The following is a 23141-nucleotide window of genomic DNA, read 5'->3' as shown; positions in this document are numbered from 1 at the left end:
GATCTATCTCTTGCGGGCATGCTCCCCTTTTTACTATTGTTACATTTGGTATCATCACTTTTCTTAATACTCACTAAAATGGGAAAGGTTTGTTTATCCTTCTATTTCTGTCCTTGTCTTTACATCTATCAAAAAAGGAGATTACTATGGAGAAACTCAGAATTGGAATGGTCGGCTATAAATTTATGGGCAAGGCGCACAGTCATGCATACCGAGATCTTCCCATGTTCTTCCCGAACATTGTTCATCCTGAAATGAAGGTCATTTGCGGCCGGGATGAAAGCGGTGTTTCAGCTGCCGCCAAACAATTTGGCTGGGAGGAGTATTCAACCGACTGGAAGACTTTATTGGAAAGAGACGATATTGATTTAATCGATATCAATGCCCCAAGTGATGCACATAAAGAAATCGCATTGGCTGCAGCAAAGGCAGGCAAGCATGTTTTTTGCGAAAAACCGTTAGCGCTTACATTAAAGGACTCTAGAGAAATGCTTGAAGTAGTTGAGGCTTGTGGGGTTAAACATATGGTTGGATTTAACTATCGCTTCGCTCCTGCTGTTATACTGGCAAAAAAGCTTTTAGATGAAGGTAAATTAGGTGAAATTTATCATTTCAGAGCTTGTTTTTTACAGGACTGGCTTGTTGATCCTAACTTTCCCCTTGCCTGGAGACTGCAGAAAGAAATTGCCGGTTCAGGATCACATGGAGACCTTGGCGCTCATCTGATTGATTTGGCTCATTACCTAATTGGCGATATAGAAGAGGTAATTGGGATGAGCAAAACCTTTATTAAAGAGCGGCCAATTCCTGCCCAAATGTCCGGTTTAACTGCAAAAGGCAGCAATAGCGAGGAAAAAGCAGCTGTTACGGTGGATGACGCTACCTTATTTCTAGCTCGTTTCGCCAATGGAGCATTAGGAAGCTTTGAAGCGACACGGTTTGCTGCAGGCCATCGCTGTACGAATACGTTTGAACTCAATGGAAGTAAAGGTAGTGTTATTTTCGACTTTGAGCGGATGAATGAGCTGCAAGTTTATTTTACTGATGATGATGAAGATGTACAGGGTTTCCGCCGCGTCTTAGCAACTGATCCAAGTCATGCTTTCGCTGAAAATTGGTGGCCGCCGGGACATACAATTGGCTATGAACACACGTTTATTCACGAAGTAGTAGAACTTATGGAAGCATTCCGTGAGAATCGTCAGCCTGTCCCAAACTTCCGTGATGGCGTCAAGTGCCAGCAAGTTTTGGAAGCGGTTGATTTATCAATTGAGAAACGCCAATGGATTCGAATTTCCGATGTTTAAAATACTGTTGAAGGTGTGTGGTTGAAAATGAATAAAAAGGCTTTGATTGTTTGGGGCGGGTGGGATGGCCATCAGCCTGAACAAGTTGCAGACATTTTTAAAGGAATCCTCGAAGAAGAAAATTTCCAAGTAGAAGTCTCCAATTCACTAGACTCTTATGCAGACAAGGAAAAGTTACAGTCATTAGACTTGATTGTTCCTCATTGGACAATGGGAGAAATCGAAAGAAAGTATGTCTTAAATATCTCTGAAGCAGTGGCTACAGGTGTCGGCTTAGCTGGATGCCATGGTGGAATGTGTGACTCTTTCCGAAATAATGTTGACTGGCAGTTTATGACGGGTGGAAATTGGGTCGCTCATCCTGGTAATGATGGCGTGGAATACACTATAAACATTAAGCATTCGTCTAGCCCGCTGTTAAAGGATATTTCTGATTTTAAAGTCGCTAGTGAGCAATATTACCTTCATTATGATCCAGCTGTAGAAGTGTTAGCAACTACCCGCTTTCCAATGTTTCACGGCCCTCATTCAGCCAACAAAGCAGTAGATATGCCTGTTGTCTGGACAAAACGCTGGGGCCACGGAAATGTATTTTATAATTCGTTAGGTCATCAGGCCAATATTGTTGCAATGCCGGAAGTCTCACTTATTATGCGCCGAGGATTTTTATGGGCCGCTGCTGGAAAGGCACTGGCCCATAAAGTAGATGAAGCTTCGTCTTTCGGAAATGTGCGTACCTATACTGGTATGGGAGACAGTCAATAAAAAAGCCTTTAGACTAAAATCTAGGAGGACCCTTATGAAAAAACTTAAAGTTGGCATCATTGGATGTGGAAATATTAGTTCTATTTATATGGAAAACTGTCCGAAATTCCCTCATCTCGAACTTGTCGCCTGTGCCGATTTAGATATACAGCGGGCCCATTCTCAAGCTGAAAAATTTAATATTCCCAAAGCCTGTTCTGTGATGGAACTGCTGAATGAGCCGGAGATTGACCTTGTGATCAATTTAACCATTCCAAAAGCACATGCCTCTGTCTGTATTCAAGCACTTAAAGCAGGCAAGCATGTTTATACGGAAAAACCGCTGGCAGTTACACGCGATGAAGGCAAACAAATTTTAGAAACAGCAAAAGAAAGAAATCTGCTTGTTGGCAGTGCGCCTGATACCTTCTTAGGTGCAGGAATTCAAACAGCCATCCATTTAATAGAGCAAGGTGAAATTGGTGTGCCTATCGGTGCATCTGCGTTTATGATTTGCCGCGGTCATGAACATTGGCATCCAGACCCAGCCTTCTATTATGACGTCGGCGGTGGACCAATGTTTGATATGGGACCATACTACTTAACAGCCTTGGTTGCCTTATTAGGACCAATTAAGCGAATTTCCGGCTTCACCCGGATCAGCTATCCTGAAAGAACAGTACTGAGCGAACCAAAAGCAGGTACTACGATCGACGTAAAGATTCCCACCCATATCTCAGGTGTTATAGATTTTGCTTCAGGGGTGATTGGAAATATCACCACAAGCTTCGATGCATTTGGCGGTACATCTCTTCCACCTATTGAAATATACGGCAGCGAAGGAACATTACTAGTTCCTGATCCAAACACATTTGGTGGACCTGTTAAGATTAGAAAACGTGACGAAATTGAATTTAAAGAGGTGCCTTTAGAATACGGTCACGCTCAAAACAGCAGAGGACTTGGCGTGGCAGATATGGCCCAAGCGATTATGGATGGTGGTCACTACCGGGCCAATGGCAAGTTAGCGTATCATGTGTTAGAAGCAATGCATGGCTTCCACGATTCCTCTGATAGCGGCAGACATTATATGATGGAAAGTACATGTAATCGTCCCGAGCCAGTCTCCATAAAAATACAGAGTAATTGAAAGTAATTAAAGGCTAAATTTTTACAAAGGCTGCCCTTTTTAAGGGCAGCCTTTGTTGTGTAATTCAATTGTCTTACAAAATGCCGATAGACAATATTAAAAAGGTATATCTCCCCTTCTTTATTAGAACCCCTTTTTGTATCTAATTAGTTCGTTCTTAATTCAACCTTCTCTAATTGAAGTCGACTTGTCAAAATAATACAGGAAAGTGTTAAAATAGCTGATAAAACATAAGCACCAAATAAATCTACTTTAAGCACAATAAATCCTGAGCTAGCACTGCCTAAAAGCATACCTGCCATCATTAGTGGCATAATAATCCCGTTTGTTCTGCCAATATAATCAGAAGCAACTTCTTTCATCATCATTGTACTAAATATTACTTGAAAAAAAGCAGCAGACAGTCCTGATAATATCCGCGCAGCTGCAGTTAAAAGTGGCCAGAATGACAAGATTTCAATAATGGTAATAAGAGAAAGAGCTATTATGGTTGTTGTTAAGACATATTTGCTATATTTCTCAACAAACGACGATAGTGTTACCGCAAGTCCTCCCCCAAGCAACATCCCGATTCCTTCTGCAGCAGCAAACCACTGAACACTTTCTTTAGGTAATCCTAACCTTTCCATGATTACGAACACATCTAATGGTTGAGTAATTCCAAAAGAAATACCAACAATAAAAAATAAGCAAGCAATATATTTCAAATTGTTATGCTTAAATACGTAAACTAGTCCCTCTTTTACGTCTATTAATGCTGATTTTCTTTCCTGTTTTGATTTATTTTTCTCTGTTTTCGGTAAAAACAATTGTAGTCCAGATGCTAAGGTGAAAATGGCAAACAATACCCAAATGGATGTTTCTAACCCTAATTGTGTATATATAAATGTTCCCAGCACCGGACCTAAAATAGTAAATATCGCCATTAAACTTTGGCTGATCCCTATAGCACTACCCACCAAATTCACTGGAATATGTTTTTTGTAAATGACTGCTGAAGATGGTTGTGAAAACTGACTAATAATTGCAGATATTACTGTCGCTGCAAAAACAGATTGCCAAACTCCATTAGATATTAGTATCAATAATAACAGCATAGAAAGAGCACTTAAAGCATCTCCATAGACCACAGTCTTTTTGGGGTTCCACCTATCAGCATATGTTCCGCCAATTAAAGAAAAGATAAATATAGGTAAATATTCTAATGTAGTTAGTAAAGAAACTGCTGTCGGATTATTATTCGTTCTTTCCATAATATAAAAAAGCAAAGCCATATTACGGGTCCAAATTCCAATTTGTTGTAATAGGTCTGCCCCCTGTACTATTAGAAATACTCTATTCTTAAGAAGTTCCTTCATTTATTTAACACCAATCCTTTTTATTTAGAAATGAAATTCACTTGACTGAGTGTTATTATAAAGTGTGGAGTAACTCCATAGTAAAGAGAGGATTCATAAAGATGATAAATAATCACATAAAAACATTTTCAACAGGAGAATTTGCAAATTTATTTGGTGTTAAAAAAGATACTTTGCTGTATTATAATAAAATCAACTTATTTAATCCGGCAGGTATACACTCAAATGGCTATCGTTATTACACTTTGCCGCAATTAGATACCTTTAGCGCAATCCAATCACTTCGTTCCGTTAACTTTCCAATCAATGATTTAAAATCTTATTTCGCATCACCTTCCGTTCCTAAATTAAATGAACTTGCTTCAAGACAAGTTGAAAATATTGAAAAGGAAATTAATAAACTTAAGGAGAATCAATTATTTCTTTCTCGATTAATTGAAGTAACAAATGAGTTGAAGAATGTAATTATTGGGGAGTTGATACTAAAAGAGCTTCCCGCAGAATCTGTTCTTTTCAGTTCATCGAAAAATATTGATTGGGAAGCCTCTGTGGAAGATTTATCGCATATTTATGATGAGTTTTTAAAAGAAGTAGGCGTTAATGGAGCAGCAGCATTTGGTTCTGTTCTTAATAAGAAAAATCTGTTAAGTGAAAACTTTCTACAAGCTGATTGTTTATTTTGTCGGATGGAAGGACCAGGAACTACTCAGAAACCTGCTGGCTTGTATGCTATCTATTATTATCAAGGATCATATGATAATATAAAAATCGCTTATTCTTACTTGTTAAAAGAAATAGCCTTCCGGAAATTAACTATAGATGGGGATGCATATGAAGAGTATCTACTTCATTCTTTGGTTTCAAAACAGGAAGAAGAATATATTACTAAAATAAGTATTAAAGTGAAACTTTAGGAAACAAAGACAACTTATGGACACCCATGCAATTGGTTTTTTCGATTATGAAAATGGAAGATTGGAGCTTAAGATTCAAGAATGAAAGCAATAATGTAAATTTAATAGAAGGACATAATTATCCGAATCTAATAATGCTGTCTTTGGCGGATTTTTATGGCCTTATAGCTCATTTTCTTATTTAACTTTGCTCAAGGTTAATGCCAAAGCAAAAAAAGAGCATTAATCCTTCATCGATTAACACTCGCTAAAGTAGGAAAATCCTTTTTATGTGCAATTATTCACAAGTTCATCTAAAAAAATGTAATATTTAACCTTTTATTACATCTATTAAGTAACTTCCCAAAAGAATAAGATTCTTACTTACTCCTTATCTAAGGTCAGTTGCCTTTATTTATTTTTCTATCATTATCCAATCTTCCACGAATATCCAATATGGCAATTATTGTATATAATATCCAATATACAGGATATATTAGTATATCCATCACAAAGCTGTTGACAAAAGAATTATTATCCGCAAAAAGCGATACTACTATAACCGCTATAATTATTATTAAAAGAAACTCCATAATTTTATTAGCTTTAGTATATTTACTGGTGTTATTTCTATATCGTTCTGCTAACGATTGTCTTTTTGACCATAAACTGACCATTATTGATTCACGAAGCCTTTATATTTCCAGCTCTTAACAGTGTATATTCGTCCATTTTTAGTATTGCCAGCTGAAATAGTACCCACAATAGCCATACTCCTTCCGGCCAAAACATAATTTTGAAAAGCCATATTTATTATATACCAGCACATTGAACCTGCAACACCAATTCCTTTAATTGTAGTTAAAGCCACTTTAGAAAGATTTAATTGTACATTTCCGTTTTTCTTCGCTCCAGTCCAAACAACTTTTGTAACCCCTGCACCTCTGGCCATTTTTTTAAGTTCAGCAGAAATTTCAATTCCTGAAGGCTCAGCTGCCTTAATAAACTCCTCATCAGTTATGAAACAAATAGTTTCATTACCATTTGTTTCAATACTTCCTCAGAATTATCTTCGTTAATAAAATCATCCATCACCCTATTATTAGAAGCTGTATCTATAGCTTCTCCGGTAACTCTCCAATAAAGGGGAGTGCACTTTCTTTTGCAATAGAAACATGCGGTAAAATACTCCCTGCTAACAAGATGGAAGTTAACATTACACCCCCTATGCGCTTTACATTAAATACTTTCATTGAATGACACTCCTTATCTAAATTAATTTAGAGTTTCAGCGAAAATATAACACATCTATACGGTTTTATTTTTGAACATTCTGTTAATTATAAAAAAAGCCCGATAGTACTATATAAAATTGATGTTAATCGACTAACTTCTATGACAATTTTGTGTAATGAGAAGGAATCTATCATGGAAAACAATTAGTAATTTTCTATCCCAATTTAATCACATATGAATTTAAGGGAATTAAAAAGGCATGAGTCCAATTAAAAATCGAACTCAAGCCCCAGTAAGCAGCCAATTGACATAGGAGTCACTTCGAATCACTTGCTAACGTTAATGAAGCTCCCCTACCAAATAAGTTATTATTTATATTTAATATTCCCAACAATGATTAGCTTATTTGGTATTCTTCGATTCCAGCACCAATACACCATAAGGCTTTAAAGTAACCCCACCACATACTTGATTACCTGTTAACATATTTCTAAACTCTTTTTTGACAACAATTTCTTGTGGTTTATCAGAATAGTTTAATAAGAATGTATAGTCATTCCCATCCTTTTGTCGAATAGCTAGCTCAATTTCTTCAGGCAGCTTAAATTTGTCTTGATAGCTATTAAGTTCAAATTCATTGATTAATAGGGAAGCCAAGTCTAAATTAAATACTCCACCATAATAATAACTACTACCTAATCCATCATTACGTTTGACTAAAGCTGGTTTTCCTTCAAAATGTGCGCCCGCGAATGTACTGATTACCTCTACATCTTCTTGTAGTTGCAGGACTTCGTTGAAATCATTCGCCTCAATATCATGTGCTCCTTTAAAGTTAATGCTCGGTACCTGTTCAAAAGGAGCAACTCTCGTAAACTCTTCTACTGTTATGCCCACCAAGTCAGCAAGATATCCTGGGAATTCCTTCATATATGTTTGACCCGTTTCATCTTTATAGCCTGAACGGCATCCGAAAATAATATTTCCGCCTTGCTGAACATATTCACTAAATAGATTAGCTTGTTGCTTGGTGACAATTGCGGCATGTGGATAAATTAATACTTTATATTTCTTTAAATCATCAACTGTAGTTTCTGAATGCAGGTTAAAGGCATCTACTGGGATATGATTATATTGAAAAGCTTTAATCCATGCATCCTTACTTTTAGTAGCATATGGCCCATGCCATTGATCAAACTCTCCATCCCATTCATTATCATAATTCGAAATTAAAGCAGCTTCTGCTTGATAAGAGGAACCTGCTATCTTCTCCCCAATTTGCTGCACCTCGCTGCTGACCTGTTCAACCTCTTTTACACGGCGGTTTGGTTGATTATGATAGTCATTGATTCCATGCCAATATATTTCCGTTCCTTTTGTAGCCGTTCTCCATCTAAAATACATCACCATATCTGCACCATGAGCGATAGATTGATAAGTCCAAAGTCTTAGCTGACCTGGCTTTGGAGAGGGCTGTTCAAGTCTCGTTGTCCATCCACCAGAACCAGATTGTTGTTCAAAAATAGCATAGTTTGGTGAAATACTTCTTACAACACTTAAATTCCAGCTCCATTTTCTGTCTCGCAACGGCTTTTCTGAGTGGTCTTCGATTACCCTTCCGAAGTTTGGATAAGAATCATAGGCATAGAAATCAAGTATTTCATTTGTCATTCTATGATTATCTATATGCTTGAACATACCGTTCGTTGTAATCCAATGATTCGGTGCATGTTTACGTAAAATGTCTGCTTGTAATGCAGCATAAGATATGGCACTGTCAGAAATAAACCGTTTTTCATCCAGCATATGATGAGGGTTAGGTGAATTCGGCACAGTTTTACGAGTTAAATAAACTTGATTCCAGCTCGTATATGTTTGGTTCCAAAATACTGTTCCCCAGGCACTATTTAAGTTATCCAGTGTTTTATACTTCTCTTTTGCCCATTTTCTAAACGCATGGTGATCTGCTTCTGAATAAAACACATCAATTTCACAATTTAACTCGTTATCGATTTGCCATCCTACGATCGCTGGGTTGCTGCCGTAATGTTGAGCCATTTGGGTAACAATTATCGATGATAGCTTTCGATAATTTTCCGAGTTGTAATTATAGTGGCGTCGTGCACCATGTTGATAGGAAATACCGTCTTGAGCAACATTTAGTACGTCAGGATACTTCTCAGTTAGCCAAGCTGGAGGGGTTGCTGTTGGTGTTCCCATAATGACACTTAATCCAAATTCATGAGCCTTAGCTACTGCTCGATCAAATAAATCAAAGGAAAAAGTCCCTTCTTCCGGTTCAAATATTGTCCAAGCAAATTCCCCCATACGAACATAAGTGATACCTAGGTCTTTCATGCGCTTAAAATCGTCCTCCCATAGGTCCTCTGACCAATGCTCCGGATAGTAGCATACACCAAGCTTTAATTTATTTTCTACTAATCTTTTCTCCATATTTATTCCTCCATAGATTTAATTTTATCTTACATAAAATCATAACTCCTTCTATTCCTTAATAGACCCTCCAAGAATCCCCGATACAAAGTGCTTTTGAAGAAGGAGGAAAACTATCATAATTGGAAGTACAGAAATAGTTGTGCCTAACATCAATTGTCCATAATCGATAGAATTAAGTCCTGCAAGGGTAGATAACGCAACAGGCAGTGTATAGTTTTCTTGTGTTGTCATGACAATTAATGGCCACATAAAATTATTCCATTGGTGTGTAAACAAGAAAATACTGACTGCAGCCAAAGTAGGCTTCATGGTTGGTAACACTATTCTAAAAAATATATACAATTCCCCTGCCCCATCTATCCTAGCTGCTTCTAACAATGAATCTGGAATACCCTTCATATTTTGCCTTATCAAAAAAATGGCAAAAGGATAGCAAATTTGTGGTAATAGAACAGCTCGGTAGGTGTTAATCCAATCTAATGAACCAAATACTTGGAATAATGGAATGATTGTTGCTTGATATGGAATCATCATCGCAAGCAGGAAGGATGCAAAAATCAGATTATTTCCTTTAAATTTATATTTAGCAAAAGCATATCCTGCTGTCGAACAGACTAATAAACTCATAAGTACATAAATAATGGAAATGACAGATGAATTAAGAACTGCTTGAACAATATCAATTGATTCACTTAAGTTTTTATAGTTCTCAAATAAATAATCTCCTGGCACCAGTTTAGGTGGAAAGGATAACACGTCCCCAGATGGGTTAGTAGCTCCTACCACCATCCAATAAAAAGGAGCTAGAGATATGACAACCCCTATTAGTAGAAAAATGTGTAAAGAAGTTTTTTTCAGCAATTTATGATTTCCCATTAGTCATCCCTCACTACTTTAAATTGAATCCAAGAAAAGAATGCAATAAATATTACAATGACATAAGCAATCGCAGAAGCATACCCAAAGTCAAAGTAACCAAAGGCCTGGTTGTATAAGTAGTAGGTTAAAGTAAGTGTTGCATTGTTTGGTCCACCGCTTGTTAAATTATAAGGTTCATCAAACAATTGGAATGATCCAATTGTGGAGAGGATGAAAGTAAATAATAATACTGGCTTTAATTGTGGAATCGTTATCGTAAAAAATTTACGAATGGAGCCTGCTCCATCAATACTAGCCGCTTCATAAAGACTGTGGGGGATACTTTGCAGCCCTGCGAGAAGAATGACCATATTATACCCCGTCCATCTCCAGGTGGTTACGACGATTAAGGAAACCCTTGCCCAAAATGGATCTGTTAACCAACCAACCTTCTCCACCCCAATAGAGGATAATAAATAATTGATTAATCCATAATCTGTATTTAACATAAGAACAAATATGACAGACGCTGCAACTAACGAAGTAACAGCTGGAGTGAAAAAGGCTACTCTGTAAAAGCCTTTCATTTTTAGTAATGTTGAATTAAGGAAAACAGCTAATATAACTGCTATAAGCAACATAATTGGAACTTGGACGATTAAAATAATGAATGTATTTCCCAAAGCTTTATAAAATAGCGGGTCACTAAACAGTCTAGTGTAATTTGCCAAACCAGAAAATGTAAACTCCCCCATAACCTTTGTCTTAAAGCTCAGTAAGAAGGAAGCGATAATTGGATAAACGGTAAAAGCTAAAAACAGCAGAAGAGCTGGCCCAATAAAGAAATAGGGTGTACTTTTAGCGGTAAGCAGCTTTTTCTTCTTTTTAGGCTGTATAACGGCTTCCGACTCCTCTTTTAAAGAACGACCTGTTTGCAATATCATCACTCCTCCATATAGTTAGAATTAGACTAGGAGGACTAGTCCGCCTAGTCTATTAGCTTTTTTATTCTGAGACTTCTATTCCTATTTGCTGCTTCGATTGTTTTTCCCCATCAATTAACATTTGCTTCGCCGCTTTATCTTCTAGTAAAAACGCTTGAAATTCACTTGTCATGATTGATCTAACCTCTAGTTCAGCTGGAGCATGGTTAATCGGTTGAATGTCTGCTACTGTATCTGAAAAATTCTTAAAGAATGGTTTATTGTTAAAATACTCTTGGTTTTCCGTTAGGATCGGACTATCATATGCTTCTAATAAGGATGGGAATAACCCCCTATTTGTTAATCCTAGAATTTGCGAATCCACATCAGTTGTGGCAAATTCTGCAAACACGTAAGCAGCTACTTTATTCTCAGACGAACTTGGGATCGCTAAAGCAGATCCTCCATCATTTGCAGCCCTAACTCCACCTTCTTCAACAGCTGGAAGTCTAAACATATCCCACTTACCTGCTAATTCGGGCATCTGTTCTAGCATAGTTCCGCTCCACCATACAGCCCCTGGATGTGACGCAACCTCACTGTTTTTCATCGCAGCTACTTGACCATCCCAGTTAGTTGTATACGTAATAATCCCTGCATCCTTCATCTTTTGGATGATAGCAGCGGCCTTCTCTGCTTCAGGTGAAGTAAGATCTAATTTTCCATCTTCCGTAAAATAATATTTACCTTGTTGTTGCAGCATAATCCGCAAAAGCGCCTCACTATCAGTCCCTAAAAATGCCTTGCCTGTATGGGCAACTACTTTCTTACCAGCTTCGATATAGTCATCCCATGTTTCGATACTTTCAGGATCTATCCCTACCTCCTCGAAAATATCTCTGCGATAAATTACGCCTACTGGACCCAAGTCTCTTGGTGCAGCGATAATGTTACCGTCTTGGTCCTTCAAACCTTCCACCTTAGAGGTCGAAAACTTATCTTCATGTTCGCTATAACCTAGCTTACTAAGATTTGTGAAAGCATCAGGAAATTTATTAGTAAATGAATGAACACGATTATTTTCAACCTGGACTAAATCAGGTAAACCACTACCACCACTTGATAATCCAGCACTTAGTTTTTGATACACTTGGTCTACCCCTAGATTTTCGACTGTTACTTTTACATTTGGATAAATCTTATTAAACGCAGGTGTTACATCTTTTTCTAAGTAATTGGCTTCTAGCGCCCATGCCCATACAGTAACTTCCCCTTTTACATCCTCTGGGTTTTCTGGAATGGTCAGATCTTCGGAATTTGATGCACTATTACTACAGGCACCTAGTATTAAAGACATCATCATGAAAAAACTAATAAACCAATACTTTCTCACTTGTCACTCACTCCCCTTAATGTTTAGAACATAATACCCTTGTAATGGATGCGTTTTCATTTTAAAATAATCAGCATTACAAGGAGGATTAGTTAGAATTATATATTTATTCAGAACATTTTTATGGTAGATTTTCCACTAAAATGGTACTTAATCATTTTTAAAAATATATTTTTTTACCTTTTCCTTTCAAGTGGCTTACTTTTCCATGTCCGTTCTTAAAGGATACCTTACGTTCTCTCCGAATTTCTCTTTCATATCCTCCCTAGTTTGAGCAACCTGTTTTTAACCGTAAAACTGTGCTTTAACAAATTTCACTATAAATAGTTAAGGGGGATTTTATAATGGATCATACATTCAGAGAAATTGGTTTGGAATTTGGCTGCAATTTAATTAATGAGACAACGAGTATCCCAATCTCAGTCCTAGACAAACAAGGTAAATTAATACTCAATCATTCATCTAACCTACCTCATAATCCAATGTTTTCTTCCTATGAGGAGCATTTAAAAAGCATCAATCTATCAGAAAAAGAGAAAACACTTCCAATCATGTGTTCAACTATATTTCAGGAACAGTTTGTTCTAATTCCTATTGTTGAAAACCATACGTACATCGGGACAATTTTCTTAGGCCCAACGGTATTCGCAAATCCTTCAGAAGCAATGTTAACCAACATATTTTATGCAAATGATTTAGGTGAACTCACCCCAAAAGTAAAAGACTATTTTTATTCCTTGCCTGTAATAAGTAGATGGAGGTTAATTAAATCAAGTATTCTTCTTTCTTATGTTTTATTTAAAGAAAAATTTGACATGAACGACATTACGGAAAAAAATCTCTATTCAATAGATAATTTCCATCAACACCAAGTATCAGACAAAAGCATTTCAGATTTACGTCAAAACTCCTCCTTTCATCATGACCCTGCTGCCGAAAAGAAATTATATCAATATATTACGGATGGAAATAAAGAAGATCTAATCATCTATTATAAAGCCTTTCATCAAAGATCCGATTTTGAATTTGGAGTATTGTCAAAGCAGTGTGAAATAAGAAGTCATAAGAACTTAAAAATAGCAGGGATTACGCTGGCTACTCGAGCGGCAATTGCTGGTGGTTTAAATCCTGAAATTGCTTATACTTTAGGAGATAAGTATATTCAGGATATTGAGGAACTTCATACGATTAAAGAGGTTGAGACACTTACTGAAAGTGCCTATTTGGACTTTGCTGAAAGAGTATATAAAGGTAAAAGACAGCAAAGCTCCAAAACAATAAGTGATTGCAAGCATTACATATTTAAATATATATACGAAAATATTTCTCTCGCTGTCCTTGCTGACTATGTCTCCATGAATCCAAAATATCTTTCAAACTTATTTAAAAAAGAGGTTGGGATTTCAGTTACGGAATATATTCAGCAATCTAAAATTGATGAAGCCATAAAATTAATGATATTTTCTAATTACTCTTTATCAGAAATATATACCCTGCTTAATTTTACCGATCAAAGCTATTTCACTAAGGTGTTCAAAAAGTTTACAGGTTTTACACCAAAGCAATACATGAAAAATAACATCGGAAAGGAGAAAAATCTTAATTTCTGATTCAAATTAGCATTCTCTCTTTTAATATTGCGGATCATTCATAGAGATACATAATGTCTCTTAAGAACTGGATTTTTTTCTGTAGCGGCAGTGACATACAGCAATAAATTAATCAAAAAAACTTTGTACGGAAGCGATAAAAGCTTTAAAAAAACAACCGTCTAACCCCCTATATATCAAGGATTAGACGGTTTTGCTGCCAAATTTACTTAAGCGTTAAATGATAAAAGATAACACCTTCCCTCAATTTGGACTTTTTTATCTTTTTAAATTGATTTCGCTTTAGATAGTTACACTTCCTGCTAGACGAATATCACTTGAAGAGCTGCCTACATATATAGCTACTTCTCCTGAAGGAAAGATCCATTTGTTTTTCTTTTCATCATAATAAGAGAAGGCTTTTGAATCGAGTTTCATTCTTACTTTCTTTTCGTTCCCAGGCTTTAGTTCAATTTTTTTAAATCCTGCTAATTGTTTGGGAGATGTCTCTATGTTAGCAGGAAGTTTACCAATGTATACTTGTACTACTTCAGAGCCAGTCACCCTACCTGTATTTATTATATTGAAAGTAACTTCAACCATTGGATCAGTGGATTCTGACGAATTTTTAACCTTTGTTTTTAAATTTTCATAATCGAATTTAGTGTAGGATAAACCATGTCCAAAGGAGAAAGCTGCTTTAATGCCAGCTTGTTCATAGCCACGATAACCGACAAATATATCTTCTGTATATTTTATAACTTTATTAATTCCAGGATATTGTTCTTCCGTAGAAACAGGTGTTGAGTCTTCATCGACAGGAAATGTGACTGGCAGCTTTCCAGAAGGATTAACATCTCCGAATAATACATCAGCTATAGCATTTCCTTGTTCCTGACCTGGATACCATGCTTGTACAATAGAAGCGACCTTATCTTTCCAGTCACCCATCTTTACAGCAATCCCACTTTCATTAACAACCACGACATTTCTATTTACCTTTGCGACTTCTTTAATTAATTGTGATTGGTTATTAGGCAGTTCCATATCTGACCGATCTATGTAACCTTCGCTATCATACGTTCTTGTTACAATAACCGCTACATCTGATTTTTCCGCTAAGTTAACGGCACGCTTGATATTTTTGTCAATAATTTTGTCTGAAGCTTTCCATCCAAAGCGTAATTGTCCGCCATTCTTATATCCAGGAGCCTCTTTGTAGTCTGTTTTATACTCTATTTTCAAATTATGATTTCTGTTTGCTTCCAAAGAAATTGTCTGTTGTACTGTTTTCAGTTCTTCACCAGCATTATCAATCACTAACTTTCCATCAATATACACTTTACTCGATCCATAACTTGTCGTAGATAAGGTGTATTTATCTGTTTTCGGTACATTTATTACACCGGTATATCTTGCAGACATCTTGCCATTTAAGCTAGTTGGCAGTTTGTCTAACTTAGTTGATTGTGCGTTAAAACCTTTATAATTATAGAAACCAAGATTTAAGCTAACTTGTTTAGCGGTATGTTTAAATTCTGGATTTCCTTCCATATTCTCATTCGACCAGTATTCAGCTGTTAAACCATTCTCTTTTGAACCTGCAGCTGGCAATAAGAAAGAAGAAGGAACTGCATCAGGCCCAGGAAAAATATCACCGGTATTAACTGGATCTGTCCCTGCCTCATATTCAACTTGTACATTTGCTCCTGCACGTCTCTTTATACCCTCTAGCGGACTTACTGTATAAGTAGGATTAACAAGAGAACTCCCTCCGCCAGCTGCTGAAGCATTATCCGCGTCAGGTCCAATGACCGCAATTGACTTCAGCTTTTGTGTATTTAATGGTAAAACATCCTTCTTATTTTGCAACAATACCATTGTCTCAGCAGCGATTTTACGAGCTATTTCCCCATGGGCTTTTATATCAATTGGATTGTTCTGCGTGGGGTTATCAAATAAACCTTTTTTAAACATTTGGTAAAGAATTCGATAAGCACTTTGATTAATTGTCTCTTTTTTTACTTTCCCTTCATATACAGCCTGTAGAAGCTTATTTCCCCATACTCCAGAAGGCTCTCCCGGTGTTTCTAAATCAAGTCCGGCATTAATAGAATCAACTGTGCTGTTATTAGCTCCGTAGTCACTCATGACAAATCCTTGATAGTTTAAGCGTTCTCTAAGTAGACCTGCTAGTAAATCAACATTATTGCAAGCATGAATACCATTGACCTTATTATATGAACACATGACACTTCCTAAATCAGCATTTTCAATGATGCTTGCAAATGGTCTTGCATAGATTTCATTTATTGCTCGCGCACTTGCTTGAGAGTCAATCGTAAAGCGGTCTTTCTCTTGATTATTCAATAAATAATGCTTGGCTGTCGCCAAAACACTATTACTTTGAAGAGCATTCACATAGCTTGTTGCCATTTGTCCTTGCAAATATGGATCTTCACCGAAAGATTCAAAGTTTCTTGCGCCGAAAGGAATGCGGGCAATGTCAAGTCCAGGACCAAGCATAACATTATGCGTCGTATTAAAAGCTTCATTCCCAATCAGGTTTCCATATTCTTTTGCAGTCTCTATATTCCATGTTGCTGCAAGGCTTATTGCAGAAGGCAAGGCAGTTGATTGTCTATTTTGAATTTCAGGATTAGCTATGCGGACTCCAACTGGTCCATCTGCCATTTGTAAGGCTGGTATGCCGTATTTTGCTAATCCCTGATTATAAAATCCGTAATCACTGTTGACGTTTCCGGTAATAAAGTCTACCTTATCCTCCAATGACATTTTTCCGACTAAAGTACGAGCTCTTTCTTCAGCAGAAAGACCTTTGTTCATCCACGGAAACTCTTTGGCAAATGCATTTAAAGGTAATGTTGAAAGACTAAGAATCATCGCGAAAAGAATCATGACTTTCATCAACTTGCGTCTCACTACTGAAAAATCGGCCATTATCCCACTCCTTTTTATTATTTTTAGTAATTTCAACGTTCTTCTCCTATATAACTATGATTTTCTAGATCTAATGCCTTATAGTCCTAAGAGCAGAATTTTGTAGTAATGAATAGGCTACATTATTCATCATTCCAAATCATCGAATCTGAGATAATTTCCCCTAAAATATAGAAAATAATAACATTCCAATAAAATAAAAAAATCGTACATTTTGGCTATAAAATGTACGATAAGAAAATTATTCAACTAATATTAAATTCAATCTAAACTCATCATCGCTTATTGACGGTTGAGTTTATACAGAGTTCATTCATTTCTCTGAACAGGGATTCTTAATGATTTATTATCATTTCCAAGTGCAGCTATGGTATGATTAAGGAGTTATTATCCAACTTTCCTTCGTTAAAAAATTTCTCCAAAGTGGAAATAGCTTTCTGTTCATCTTTTCCATTGGCAACTAAAATTATTTCGTCTTTCTCCAAAACATTTAAATTCATAATATCCATTAAATCAATCCCACTAGTAACTCCCTTATAAATAATATGTATTTTACAATCAAACAAAGAAGCAATTGCAACAAAATAACATGTGTTTCTTGCCTGTAGTCCTCTTGGAAGATTAACAATAACCTGACTTCTCAACATAATCTGCACCTCAAACACAAATTAATTTTGAGTATTCCTTTCAACTAATCAAATATCTTTTATCCCTTATCAAGTGGGACTTTCATCATTAGCAACTTATTAAACGAATTAAAAAAGTGAAATTATTCATTTTAAAAATCAATTATTTATGTATTTTTGACTTAACATAAATCATATGGAATTAAAACTATTTCCTTTAATAACGAATTTAGCTTGTTTATAATGATATATTGCTTTTGAGTAACAGAATGGCTGCCCACTTGTAAGATGGTAAATGATTTCTTTACACAGCTTTGGATCCCCTAATTTCAATCCAAAAAAACTTGCTTCTTCAGAGTTCAGTTTATCCAAATTTATATAAATATCAGGAAATCCTATTTTTAATCCTAAGACGTCTTTCAAATAATTATTAATTGAATTAGAAACTATTTCTTTGTCCAGATAAGAAATAATATCCTTATTATAAAACACTTGTTCCGTGCATAACACTTGCTTTTCCATATAATGAACTAACTTTACGGAATATACTTTTGAGTATTTGTCTATATCAAGAGCATCTGCAACCTCTGGTAATGCACTTACTATTTCCATGCCGACTACTTTTTGCAAAGCAGGAGAACTATTATGATTAACTTGTTGAAATTTCTGGGATGGCAATAGATTAAAATAACCTTGTCTGCTTTGGCCTCTTACAAAAATCCCACTTCCTCTCACCAAAAAAACAATTCCTTTGTCCTCCAACAGTTTAAGTGCTTTTATAATAGTACTTTTGCTAACCTTATAGTGACTTATTAACGTTTCAATTATAGGTAACTTGTCTCCTTGTTGTAATGCATTTTCTGTAATATACCTTTCCATTTCCAAAGCAATATACTGATATTTCAACATTATGATCCTCGCTTTTACAACGATGTAATATTATATAATGCAGATTTTTTTTATGTGAGTGGGAAAATTTTTTTCGCCACTCACTGCTCACTCGTTTTACCTAGCTTATCTTACACTACCTTAAGCTTGCTTCCTCATCTAAGTCTTGTTGTGTTATTTTTCTGTCCTTATAGTAGTATTCCATATCATGTTCATTTATTGTTCGCATTACTTTGCAAGGATTACCAACAGCAACTGAGTTAGCTGGAATATCTTTTGTCACTACGCTTCCAGCCCCTATAACACTGTTTTCACCAATGGTTACCCCTGGACATATGATACTTCCTGCTCCAATCCAACAGTTATCTTCGATTTTTACTGGTTCAGCATACATATACTCTCTGTAATTAGGATTGATTGGATGGCCAACAGTAGCAATTGTTACGGCCGGACCAAACAATACTTTTTTTCCAATGATAATTTTCGTGTCATCAACAAAATTACAATTAAAATTAATGTAAGTACCTTCTCCAATTTCAATATTTGTGCCATAGCAAAAATAAAATGGTGGTTCAATCCATGCTTTAGTTTCCTTACCGAATATTTCTGCCATTATTTGAACTCGGTCTGCTAATGCATCTGGTCTTGTTGCATTAAATTCCATCATTCTTCTTTTAGCTTGCATCCTATCTTCTGGTAATCCTTCACAATAATCAGTAAATAACTTTCCTGAATGGATTCTTTCTCTCATTGTCATATGTCATTTCTCCTTTTCATTCTATTATTCATTATGATGCCACATCTCTTGTAATATTTTTAACCCATCTATATTGACTATAACGATATACAGCCAACGGCAGCTTGAGAATTTCATCTAAATTGAGTACCGCATACAGTAATATAGGGTGTAAATTCCACACAAATGCACTCAAATAGCCTAATGGCAATACTATAATCCACATTACAACAATATCACACCAAAGCCCAAATTTCGCATCTCCTCCAGCTGGAAAAAAACCCCCAATGATTGTTGAATTAATGGACTTACCAATACAATAGTAAGCGCATACATATAACATTCCATCTAAGTATGATTGGGCATTAACGTTTAGGTCTACAATAAGGAACACCAATGGCTTTATCACCAATATAGTCCCGCCTGCTACAATACCTAAAAGCAATGCATATAAATTGATTCTTTTGGATGCTTTTATTGCCATCACTGTGTCATTGCTTCCTAAATATTTTCCAATAAGCACAGCACCTCCGCTAGAGATACCTGCACAAAACACAACTGCTAAGTTTCTAACTACGGTTGCGATAGAGTTTGCCGCAACCATATCAGCACTTACATGTCCGATTATGGATGTAGCAACTGTTAAGCCACCGCCCCATACAAAATAATTAGCTTGTATAGGAATTGTATATTTTAGAAAGTCTTTACGTAACTGACGATTAATCTTATCTTTTAATGGTAGGTGAAATTTAACTTGGCTGTATCTGATTGAATGAATGATACAACATCCAAGCTCTACGAACTTAGCACATACAGTTGCCGCAGCTACCCCTGTAATGGCCTTTTCCGGCATACCCGGAAAGAATACATAAACACAAAGTGCATTTAAGCCGATATTAAGAAAAAGACAAATGGAACTAATCCATGCACTGAATCGTGCGTTCTCCATACTTTTTATCACGCTAAAATAAACCTGAGATAGTCCCATTGCGATATACGAAAACGACACAGTACGCAAAAAGATCTTTCCATAGTAAATTAACTCCGTATCATTTGTAAGTAATCGCATTAGCACTTCGGGAAAGCAAAACGAAAACACAAAAAATATTATCGATATACTCAGTGAAAAAATACTAGTAATGCTAAATACCCGTTGAATTACATTTACGTCATTCCTTCCCCAATATTGAGCCGTGAGTATACCTGCTCCAGTTGAAATACCCATATAAAATAGCGACAATACAAAAGTTACTTGTCCCGCAAGTGATACGGCAGACATTACAGATTGATTAATGACACCAAGCATTATAACATCTACCGCAATGGCAGCTGCTGAAATTAAATTTTGAAATGCTATTGGTAATACTAACGAAAACAAGGAACGATTAAGGGTACGATTAAATTCACTATTTGATTTCTTTTCTTGTTTTGACACTTCACACCCCGTCTTTCTTATTTTAAATATAAATAAATTGTATATGTTTACATAGATTACTTCCATCAAAATCAAATATCATTCTTTCGAAATCGTGTATTTCATAAGAATGGTCCCTTATATTTCTACTTAGGTCTTGTACATAAAATGTATAAAAATAGTGTTTGAGACAAAACAATATATAACCTATCTAAACACGAATAATGTAATTTCAGCTAAATTTGGGATATGGCTTTAAAATTAGTTCATTTCATAACGCTCCCATCCATTCTACTAAGATTTTTAATTATTGTATTAACACCGAATACACAAAAAACCGAACTAATTATCAAAAACGATAAAATAGTTCGGTTTTTATGCAGATTTACATACTTATAACTCAGCCTCATTCTTACTTCTGAATTAGATGTGACAAAATACATTAGAACATTTTAAATTATAACTTTAGTAAATAGAACTAGGATTGGCTATTGTAATTTGCTTTCGATAATCCTGTGGCCCATAGCCCATTTTCTTACGGAAAGTATAGGAAAAATAACTTCCACTTTGAAAACCACACGCAATTGCAATTTCACTGATAGATCTATTTGTTTCTTTTAGCATTTCGCAACTTTTTTGAATTCGATAGCCTATTAGATAATTATTGGGAGTTTGTTCAATATATTTACTAAATAAATTACAGCATATACTTCTACAAACATTGCCAGCAAACGCAATGTCATCCAGTGTTATTTTTTCTTCATAATGTTCATGAATAAAATTTGTCATTTTCCAGACTGTCCCCCAGGAATTGTCATCAACATGGTTCCTAGGGACTTTTTGTATATGGTCTCCTATATTTGCACAAAGAGACATAACTTGTGCATTTAAACGAAGTGGATTTGCGTTTTCATGCATTTCTTCATATATTTCATTTAATTTCGTCAGTGCTTCTTGTTGCCATTGAACTTGTTCATTCAATAATATATAGTCTTCAGTAGATAATCCGAATTTTTCCTCGAGGTAGACTTTTCCTACTTGAGTGTGCTCACCAAGCAATATAGGATGAATAACTACAACAATAAAGTGGCAATCATTCATATTGTTAGAATAACCATAATGCATACGCTTACTATTTACAAAAATACCATTTCCCTTTTCAATACTAACCGTATGACCATTCACAAAATATTCCATAGAACCTTCAAGTACTAAAATAAATTCTAAATCGGAATGCCAATGACTTGGTGCAACATATTTATCAAAGTAAAGTAATCTTCCTTTTCGCACATATAAAGGGAAATCAGGTATATTATAGTTTACTCGTTCAGATGAATCCGAAAATATTTCCAATACTGAATTCATGATTGCCTCCAAAGAAAATACGATTTTGATAATATTAAACCCAATTTTGATGGAAAACGCAAGTATAAATAATATAATATTGCTATTGAAAGAGAACTGATAAAGAGATAATAAATATAAGATATTATAAATAATACTTATACGGTAAATTCAAGGGAGGATTCAATTGTGAATGATATTAAAGTAATTATTATGGATGTGGATGGTACATTAACGAATAATGAAAAAGCGATATCTGCAGAAACAAAAGAGGTTTTACTAAAGGCACAAAAAGCTGGAGCAATCTTAGTTCTTGCTTCTGGTAGACCAACATCTGGATTAATGGATTTTGCGAAAGAATTAGAAATGGAAAAGCATCATGGACTTTTAGTTTCTTTTAACGGTTCTAAAGTCGTGGATTGTGAAACCAATGAAGTATTATTTAATGAAACAATGACTGTTGAACAAGGTCAAGCCGTGCTTGAGCATATGAAAAAATTTGAAGTAATTCCTATGATTGATAAAGATAACTATATGTATGTAACTGATGTCTTCAATAATGAAATAAAGTATAATGGTAATGATATTAACATAATGAAATACGAATCCCGTGGTGGTAAATATAAACTATGTGAAGTAGATGATTTGGCGGCATTTGCTGATTATCCACTAAATAAAATCCTAACTGCAGGATCTGATGATTATCTTCAGAAACATTACAAAGAGATGATGGAGCCTTTCAAAGATACGTTAAATTGTGTGTTTACAGCTCCCTTTTACTTTGAATTTACTGCTCAAGGAATTGATAAAGCAAAAGCATTAGATACAGTGCTAATTCCTAGAGGATACAAAAAAGAAGAGATGATTGCTTTCGGAGATGGACATAATGACGCTACTATGGTCGAATATGCTGGTATCGGAGTTGCGATGGCTAATGCCGTAGACGATTTAAAAGCTGTAGCTGATGAAGTTACGCGTTCAAATGAAGAAGACGGAATTGCTTATACATTAAATAAATATTTTAAATAAAACTAGATAAGTAACATAACTACAATTTATATTTAGGCAACTTTTATGATCTGTGTTTCGGATTCTACTGGACACAGATTTTGAAAGTTGCCTTCATTCATTTGGGCTTGTAAAAATCATATAAGTAATTTCTAAAACTGCTTTTAACTAGCCTACTACTGTATATGCTTTAAGAATAGCCTTTTCACCATCATTTGGAATATTGGAGATGATATAGTTTAATTAAGCTTTGAAT

19 protein-coding genes are annotated in these 23141 nt (G+C 35.5%); 6 read left to right on the top strand and 13 right to left on the bottom strand.

Annotated features, from left to right (window positions below; all coding sequences use genetic code 11):
* The first annotated feature begins 146 nt into the window (after positions 1–146).
* The 3 genes from L8T27_RS25075 to L8T27_RS25065 are packed head-to-tail and all read left to right on the top strand — an operon-like array spanning position 147 to position 3201.
* On the top strand, positions 147–1307 hold the full coding sequence (locus L8T27_RS25075) for a Gfo/Idh/MocA family protein (RefSeq protein WP_237943671.1): 1161 nt from the start codon (positions 147–149) through the stop codon (positions 1305–1307).
* Positions 1308–1334: 27 nt separating this feature from the next.
* The gene (locus L8T27_RS25070; RefSeq protein ID WP_237943670.1) at positions 1335–2072 is read left to right on the top strand and encodes a ThuA domain-containing protein; all 738 of its coding nucleotides are present in this window, start codon (positions 1335–1337) and stop codon (positions 2070–2072) included.
* 34 nt (positions 2073–2106) lie between these two features.
* Positions 2107–3201 carry a Gfo/Idh/MocA family protein gene (locus L8T27_RS25065; protein ID WP_237943666.1) on the top strand — a complete coding sequence of 365 codons (1095 nt, stop codon included), beginning with the start codon at positions 2107–2109 and terminating at the stop codon, positions 3199–3201.
* Positions 3202–3347: 146 nt separating this feature from the next.
* Here L8T27_RS25065 and L8T27_RS25060 read toward each other — a convergent pair whose 3' ends face one another.
* Entirely contained in the window at positions 3348–4559 is a 1212-nt protein-coding gene (locus L8T27_RS25060) for an MFS transporter (protein WP_237943664.1), read from the bottom strand.
* A 101-nt stretch (positions 4560–4660) separates the two neighbouring features.
* Between L8T27_RS25060 and L8T27_RS25055 the strand changes: the two genes are divergently transcribed.
* Positions 4661–5473, top strand: a complete 813-nt coding sequence (locus tag L8T27_RS25055; protein ID WP_237943663.1) for a MerR family transcriptional regulator — start codon at positions 4661–4663, stop codon at positions 5471–5473.
* A gap of 655 nt (positions 5474–6128) precedes the next feature.
* Here the strand turns inward: L8T27_RS25055 and L8T27_RS25050 are convergent.
* The 6 genes from L8T27_RS25050 to L8T27_RS25025 all read right to left on the bottom strand — a co-directional run bounded on the left by L8T27_RS25050 (position 6129) and on the right by L8T27_RS25025 (position 12319).
* Positions 6129–6404, bottom strand: coding sequence for a hypothetical protein (locus tag L8T27_RS25050; protein ID WP_237943661.1), 276 nt, complete (start codon positions 6402–6404; stop codon positions 6129–6131).
* A gap of 163 nt (positions 6405–6567) precedes the next feature.
* Complete coding sequence (locus L8T27_RS25045; protein WP_237943660.1) at positions 6568–6705, bottom strand: hypothetical protein; 138 nt, start codon at positions 6703–6705, stop codon at positions 6568–6570.
* 385 nt (positions 6706–7090) lie between these two features.
* Positions 7091–9142 (bottom strand): beta-galactosidase, encoded by a 2052-nt coding sequence (locus L8T27_RS25040; RefSeq protein WP_237943659.1) that lies wholly within the window; start codon positions 9140–9142, stop codon positions 7091–7093.
* Positions 9143–9193: 51 nt separating this feature from the next.
* Positions 9194–10021, bottom strand: a complete 828-nt coding sequence (locus L8T27_RS25035; RefSeq protein ID WP_237943658.1) for a carbohydrate ABC transporter permease — start codon at positions 10019–10021, stop codon at positions 9194–9196.
* Positions 10021–10875: a carbohydrate ABC transporter permease gene (locus L8T27_RS25030; RefSeq protein ID WP_237944204.1), complete on the bottom strand. Its 855-nt coding sequence runs from the start codon at positions 10873–10875 to the stop codon at positions 10021–10023. Before L8T27_RS25030 ends, L8T27_RS25035 begins: the two co-directional genes overlap by 1 nt.
* 133 nt (positions 10876–11008) lie before the next feature.
* A complete protein-coding gene (locus L8T27_RS25025) occupies positions 11009–12319 on the bottom strand; it encodes an ABC transporter substrate-binding protein (RefSeq protein WP_237943657.1) in 1311 nt (436 codons plus the stop codon).
* A 344-nt stretch (positions 12320–12663) separates the two neighbouring features.
* On the opposite strand from L8T27_RS25025, the gene L8T27_RS25020 reads away from it, so the two are divergent.
* On the top strand, positions 12664–13929 hold the full coding sequence (locus L8T27_RS25020) for a helix-turn-helix domain-containing protein (RefSeq protein ID WP_237943648.1): 1266 nt from the start codon (positions 12664–12666) through the stop codon (positions 13927–13929).
* A 282-nt stretch (positions 13930–14211) separates the two neighbouring features.
* Here L8T27_RS25020 and L8T27_RS25015 read toward each other — a convergent pair whose 3' ends face one another.
* The 6 genes from L8T27_RS25015 to L8T27_RS24985 form a co-directional block, all read right to left on the bottom strand.
* Entirely contained in the window at positions 14212–16869 is a 2658-nt protein-coding gene (locus L8T27_RS25015; protein WP_237943647.1) for a beta-glucosidase, read from the bottom strand.
* 365 nt (positions 16870–17234) lie between these two features.
* A complete protein-coding gene (locus L8T27_RS25010; RefSeq protein ID WP_233317258.1) occupies positions 17235–17516 on the bottom strand; it encodes an HPr family phosphocarrier protein in 282 nt (93 codons plus the stop codon).
* 171 nt (positions 17517–17687) lie between these two features.
* Positions 17688–18404 (bottom strand): GntR family transcriptional regulator, encoded by a 717-nt coding sequence (locus L8T27_RS25005; RefSeq protein WP_237943637.1) that lies wholly within the window; start codon positions 18402–18404, stop codon positions 17688–17690.
* Between the two features lie 115 nt (positions 18405–18519).
* Positions 18520–19140 (bottom strand): sugar O-acetyltransferase, encoded by a 621-nt coding sequence (locus L8T27_RS28845; RefSeq protein ID WP_282581451.1) that lies wholly within the window; start codon positions 19138–19140, stop codon positions 18520–18522.
* A 31-nt stretch (positions 19141–19171) separates the two neighbouring features.
* The gene (locus tag L8T27_RS24990) at positions 19172–20554 is read right to left on the bottom strand and encodes an MATE family efflux transporter (protein WP_233317260.1); all 1383 of its coding nucleotides are present in this window, start codon (positions 20552–20554) and stop codon (positions 19172–19174) included.
* 444 nt (positions 20555–20998) lie between these two features.
* Positions 20999–21898, bottom strand: coding sequence for an AraC family transcriptional regulator (locus L8T27_RS24985; protein WP_237943635.1), 900 nt, complete (start codon positions 21896–21898; stop codon positions 20999–21001).
* 192 nt (positions 21899–22090) lie between these two features.
* Here L8T27_RS24985 and L8T27_RS24980 point away from each other — a divergent pair, with 192 nt between their 5' ends.
* The gene (locus tag L8T27_RS24980; protein WP_233317294.1) at positions 22091–22906 is read left to right on the top strand and encodes a Cof-type HAD-IIB family hydrolase; all 816 of its coding nucleotides are present in this window, start codon (positions 22091–22093) and stop codon (positions 22904–22906) included.
* Positions 22907–23141 lie beyond the last annotated feature (235 nt).

This window comes from Niallia sp. Man26 (assembly GCF_022049065.2).
In the GTDB taxonomy this organism is placed as follows: domain Bacteria; phylum Bacillota; class Bacilli; order Bacillales; family Cytobacillaceae; genus Niallia.
The sequence above is the reverse complement of the archived record's forward strand: the minus strand, read 5'-3'. Positions and strand labels throughout refer to the sequence as shown.

Bases quoted from the DNA above. Each gene is read 5' to 3' on its own strand.
- L8T27_RS24985 (WP_237943635.1), bottom strand. From the start codon at position 21,898: ATGAATTCAGTATTGGAAATATTTTCGGATTCATCTGAACGAGTAAAC.
- L8T27_RS25015 (WP_237943647.1), bottom strand. From the start codon at position 16,869: ATGGCCGATTTTTCAGTAGTGAGACGCAAGTTGATGAAAGTCATGATT.
- L8T27_RS25075 (WP_237943671.1), top strand. From the start codon at position 147: ATGGAGAAACTCAGAATTGGAATGGTCGGCTATAAATTTATGGGCAAG.
- L8T27_RS25035 (WP_237943658.1), bottom strand. From the start codon at position 10,021: ATGGGAAATCATAAATTGCTGAAAAAAACTTCTTTACACATTTTTCTA.
- L8T27_RS25040 (WP_237943659.1), bottom strand. From the start codon at position 9,142: ATGGAGAAAAGATTAGTAGAAAATAAATTAAAGCTTGGTGTATGCTAC.
- L8T27_RS24980 (WP_233317294.1), top strand. From the start codon at position 22,091: ATGGATGTGGATGGTACATTAACGAATAATGAAAAAGCGATATCTGCA.
- L8T27_RS25050 (WP_237943661.1), bottom strand. From the start codon at position 6,404: ATGGCCAGAGGTGCAGGGGTTACAAAAGTTGTTTGGACTGGAGCGAAG.
- L8T27_RS25065 (WP_237943666.1), top strand. From the start codon at position 2,107: ATGAAAAAACTTAAAGTTGGCATCATTGGATGTGGAAATATTAGTTCT.
- L8T27_RS25055 (WP_237943663.1), top strand. From the start codon at position 4,661: ATGATAAATAATCACATAAAAACATTTTCAACAGGAGAATTTGCAAAT.
- L8T27_RS28845 (WP_282581451.1), bottom strand. From the start codon at position 19,140: ATGACAATGAGAGAAAGAATCCATTCAGGAAAGTTATTTACTGATTAT.
- L8T27_RS25045 (WP_237943660.1), bottom strand. From the start codon at position 6,705: ATGAAAGTATTTAATGTAAAGCGCATAGGGGGTGTAATGTTAACTTCC.
- L8T27_RS25020 (WP_237943648.1), top strand. From the start codon at position 12,664: ATGGATCATACATTCAGAGAAATTGGTTTGGAATTTGGCTGCAATTTA.
- L8T27_RS25070 (WP_237943670.1), top strand. From the start codon at position 1,335: ATGAATAAAAAGGCTTTGATTGTTTGGGGCGGGTGGGATGGCCATCAG.
- L8T27_RS25060 (WP_237943664.1), bottom strand. From the start codon at position 4,559: ATGAAGGAACTTCTTAAGAATAGAGTATTTCTAATAGTACAGGGGGCA.
- L8T27_RS25010 (WP_233317258.1), bottom strand. From the start codon at position 17,516: ATGTTGAGAAGTCAGGTTATTGTTAATCTTCCAAGAGGACTACAGGCA.
- L8T27_RS25005 (WP_237943637.1), bottom strand. From the start codon at position 18,404: ATGTTGAAATATCAGTATATTGCTTTGGAAATGGAAAGGTATATTACA.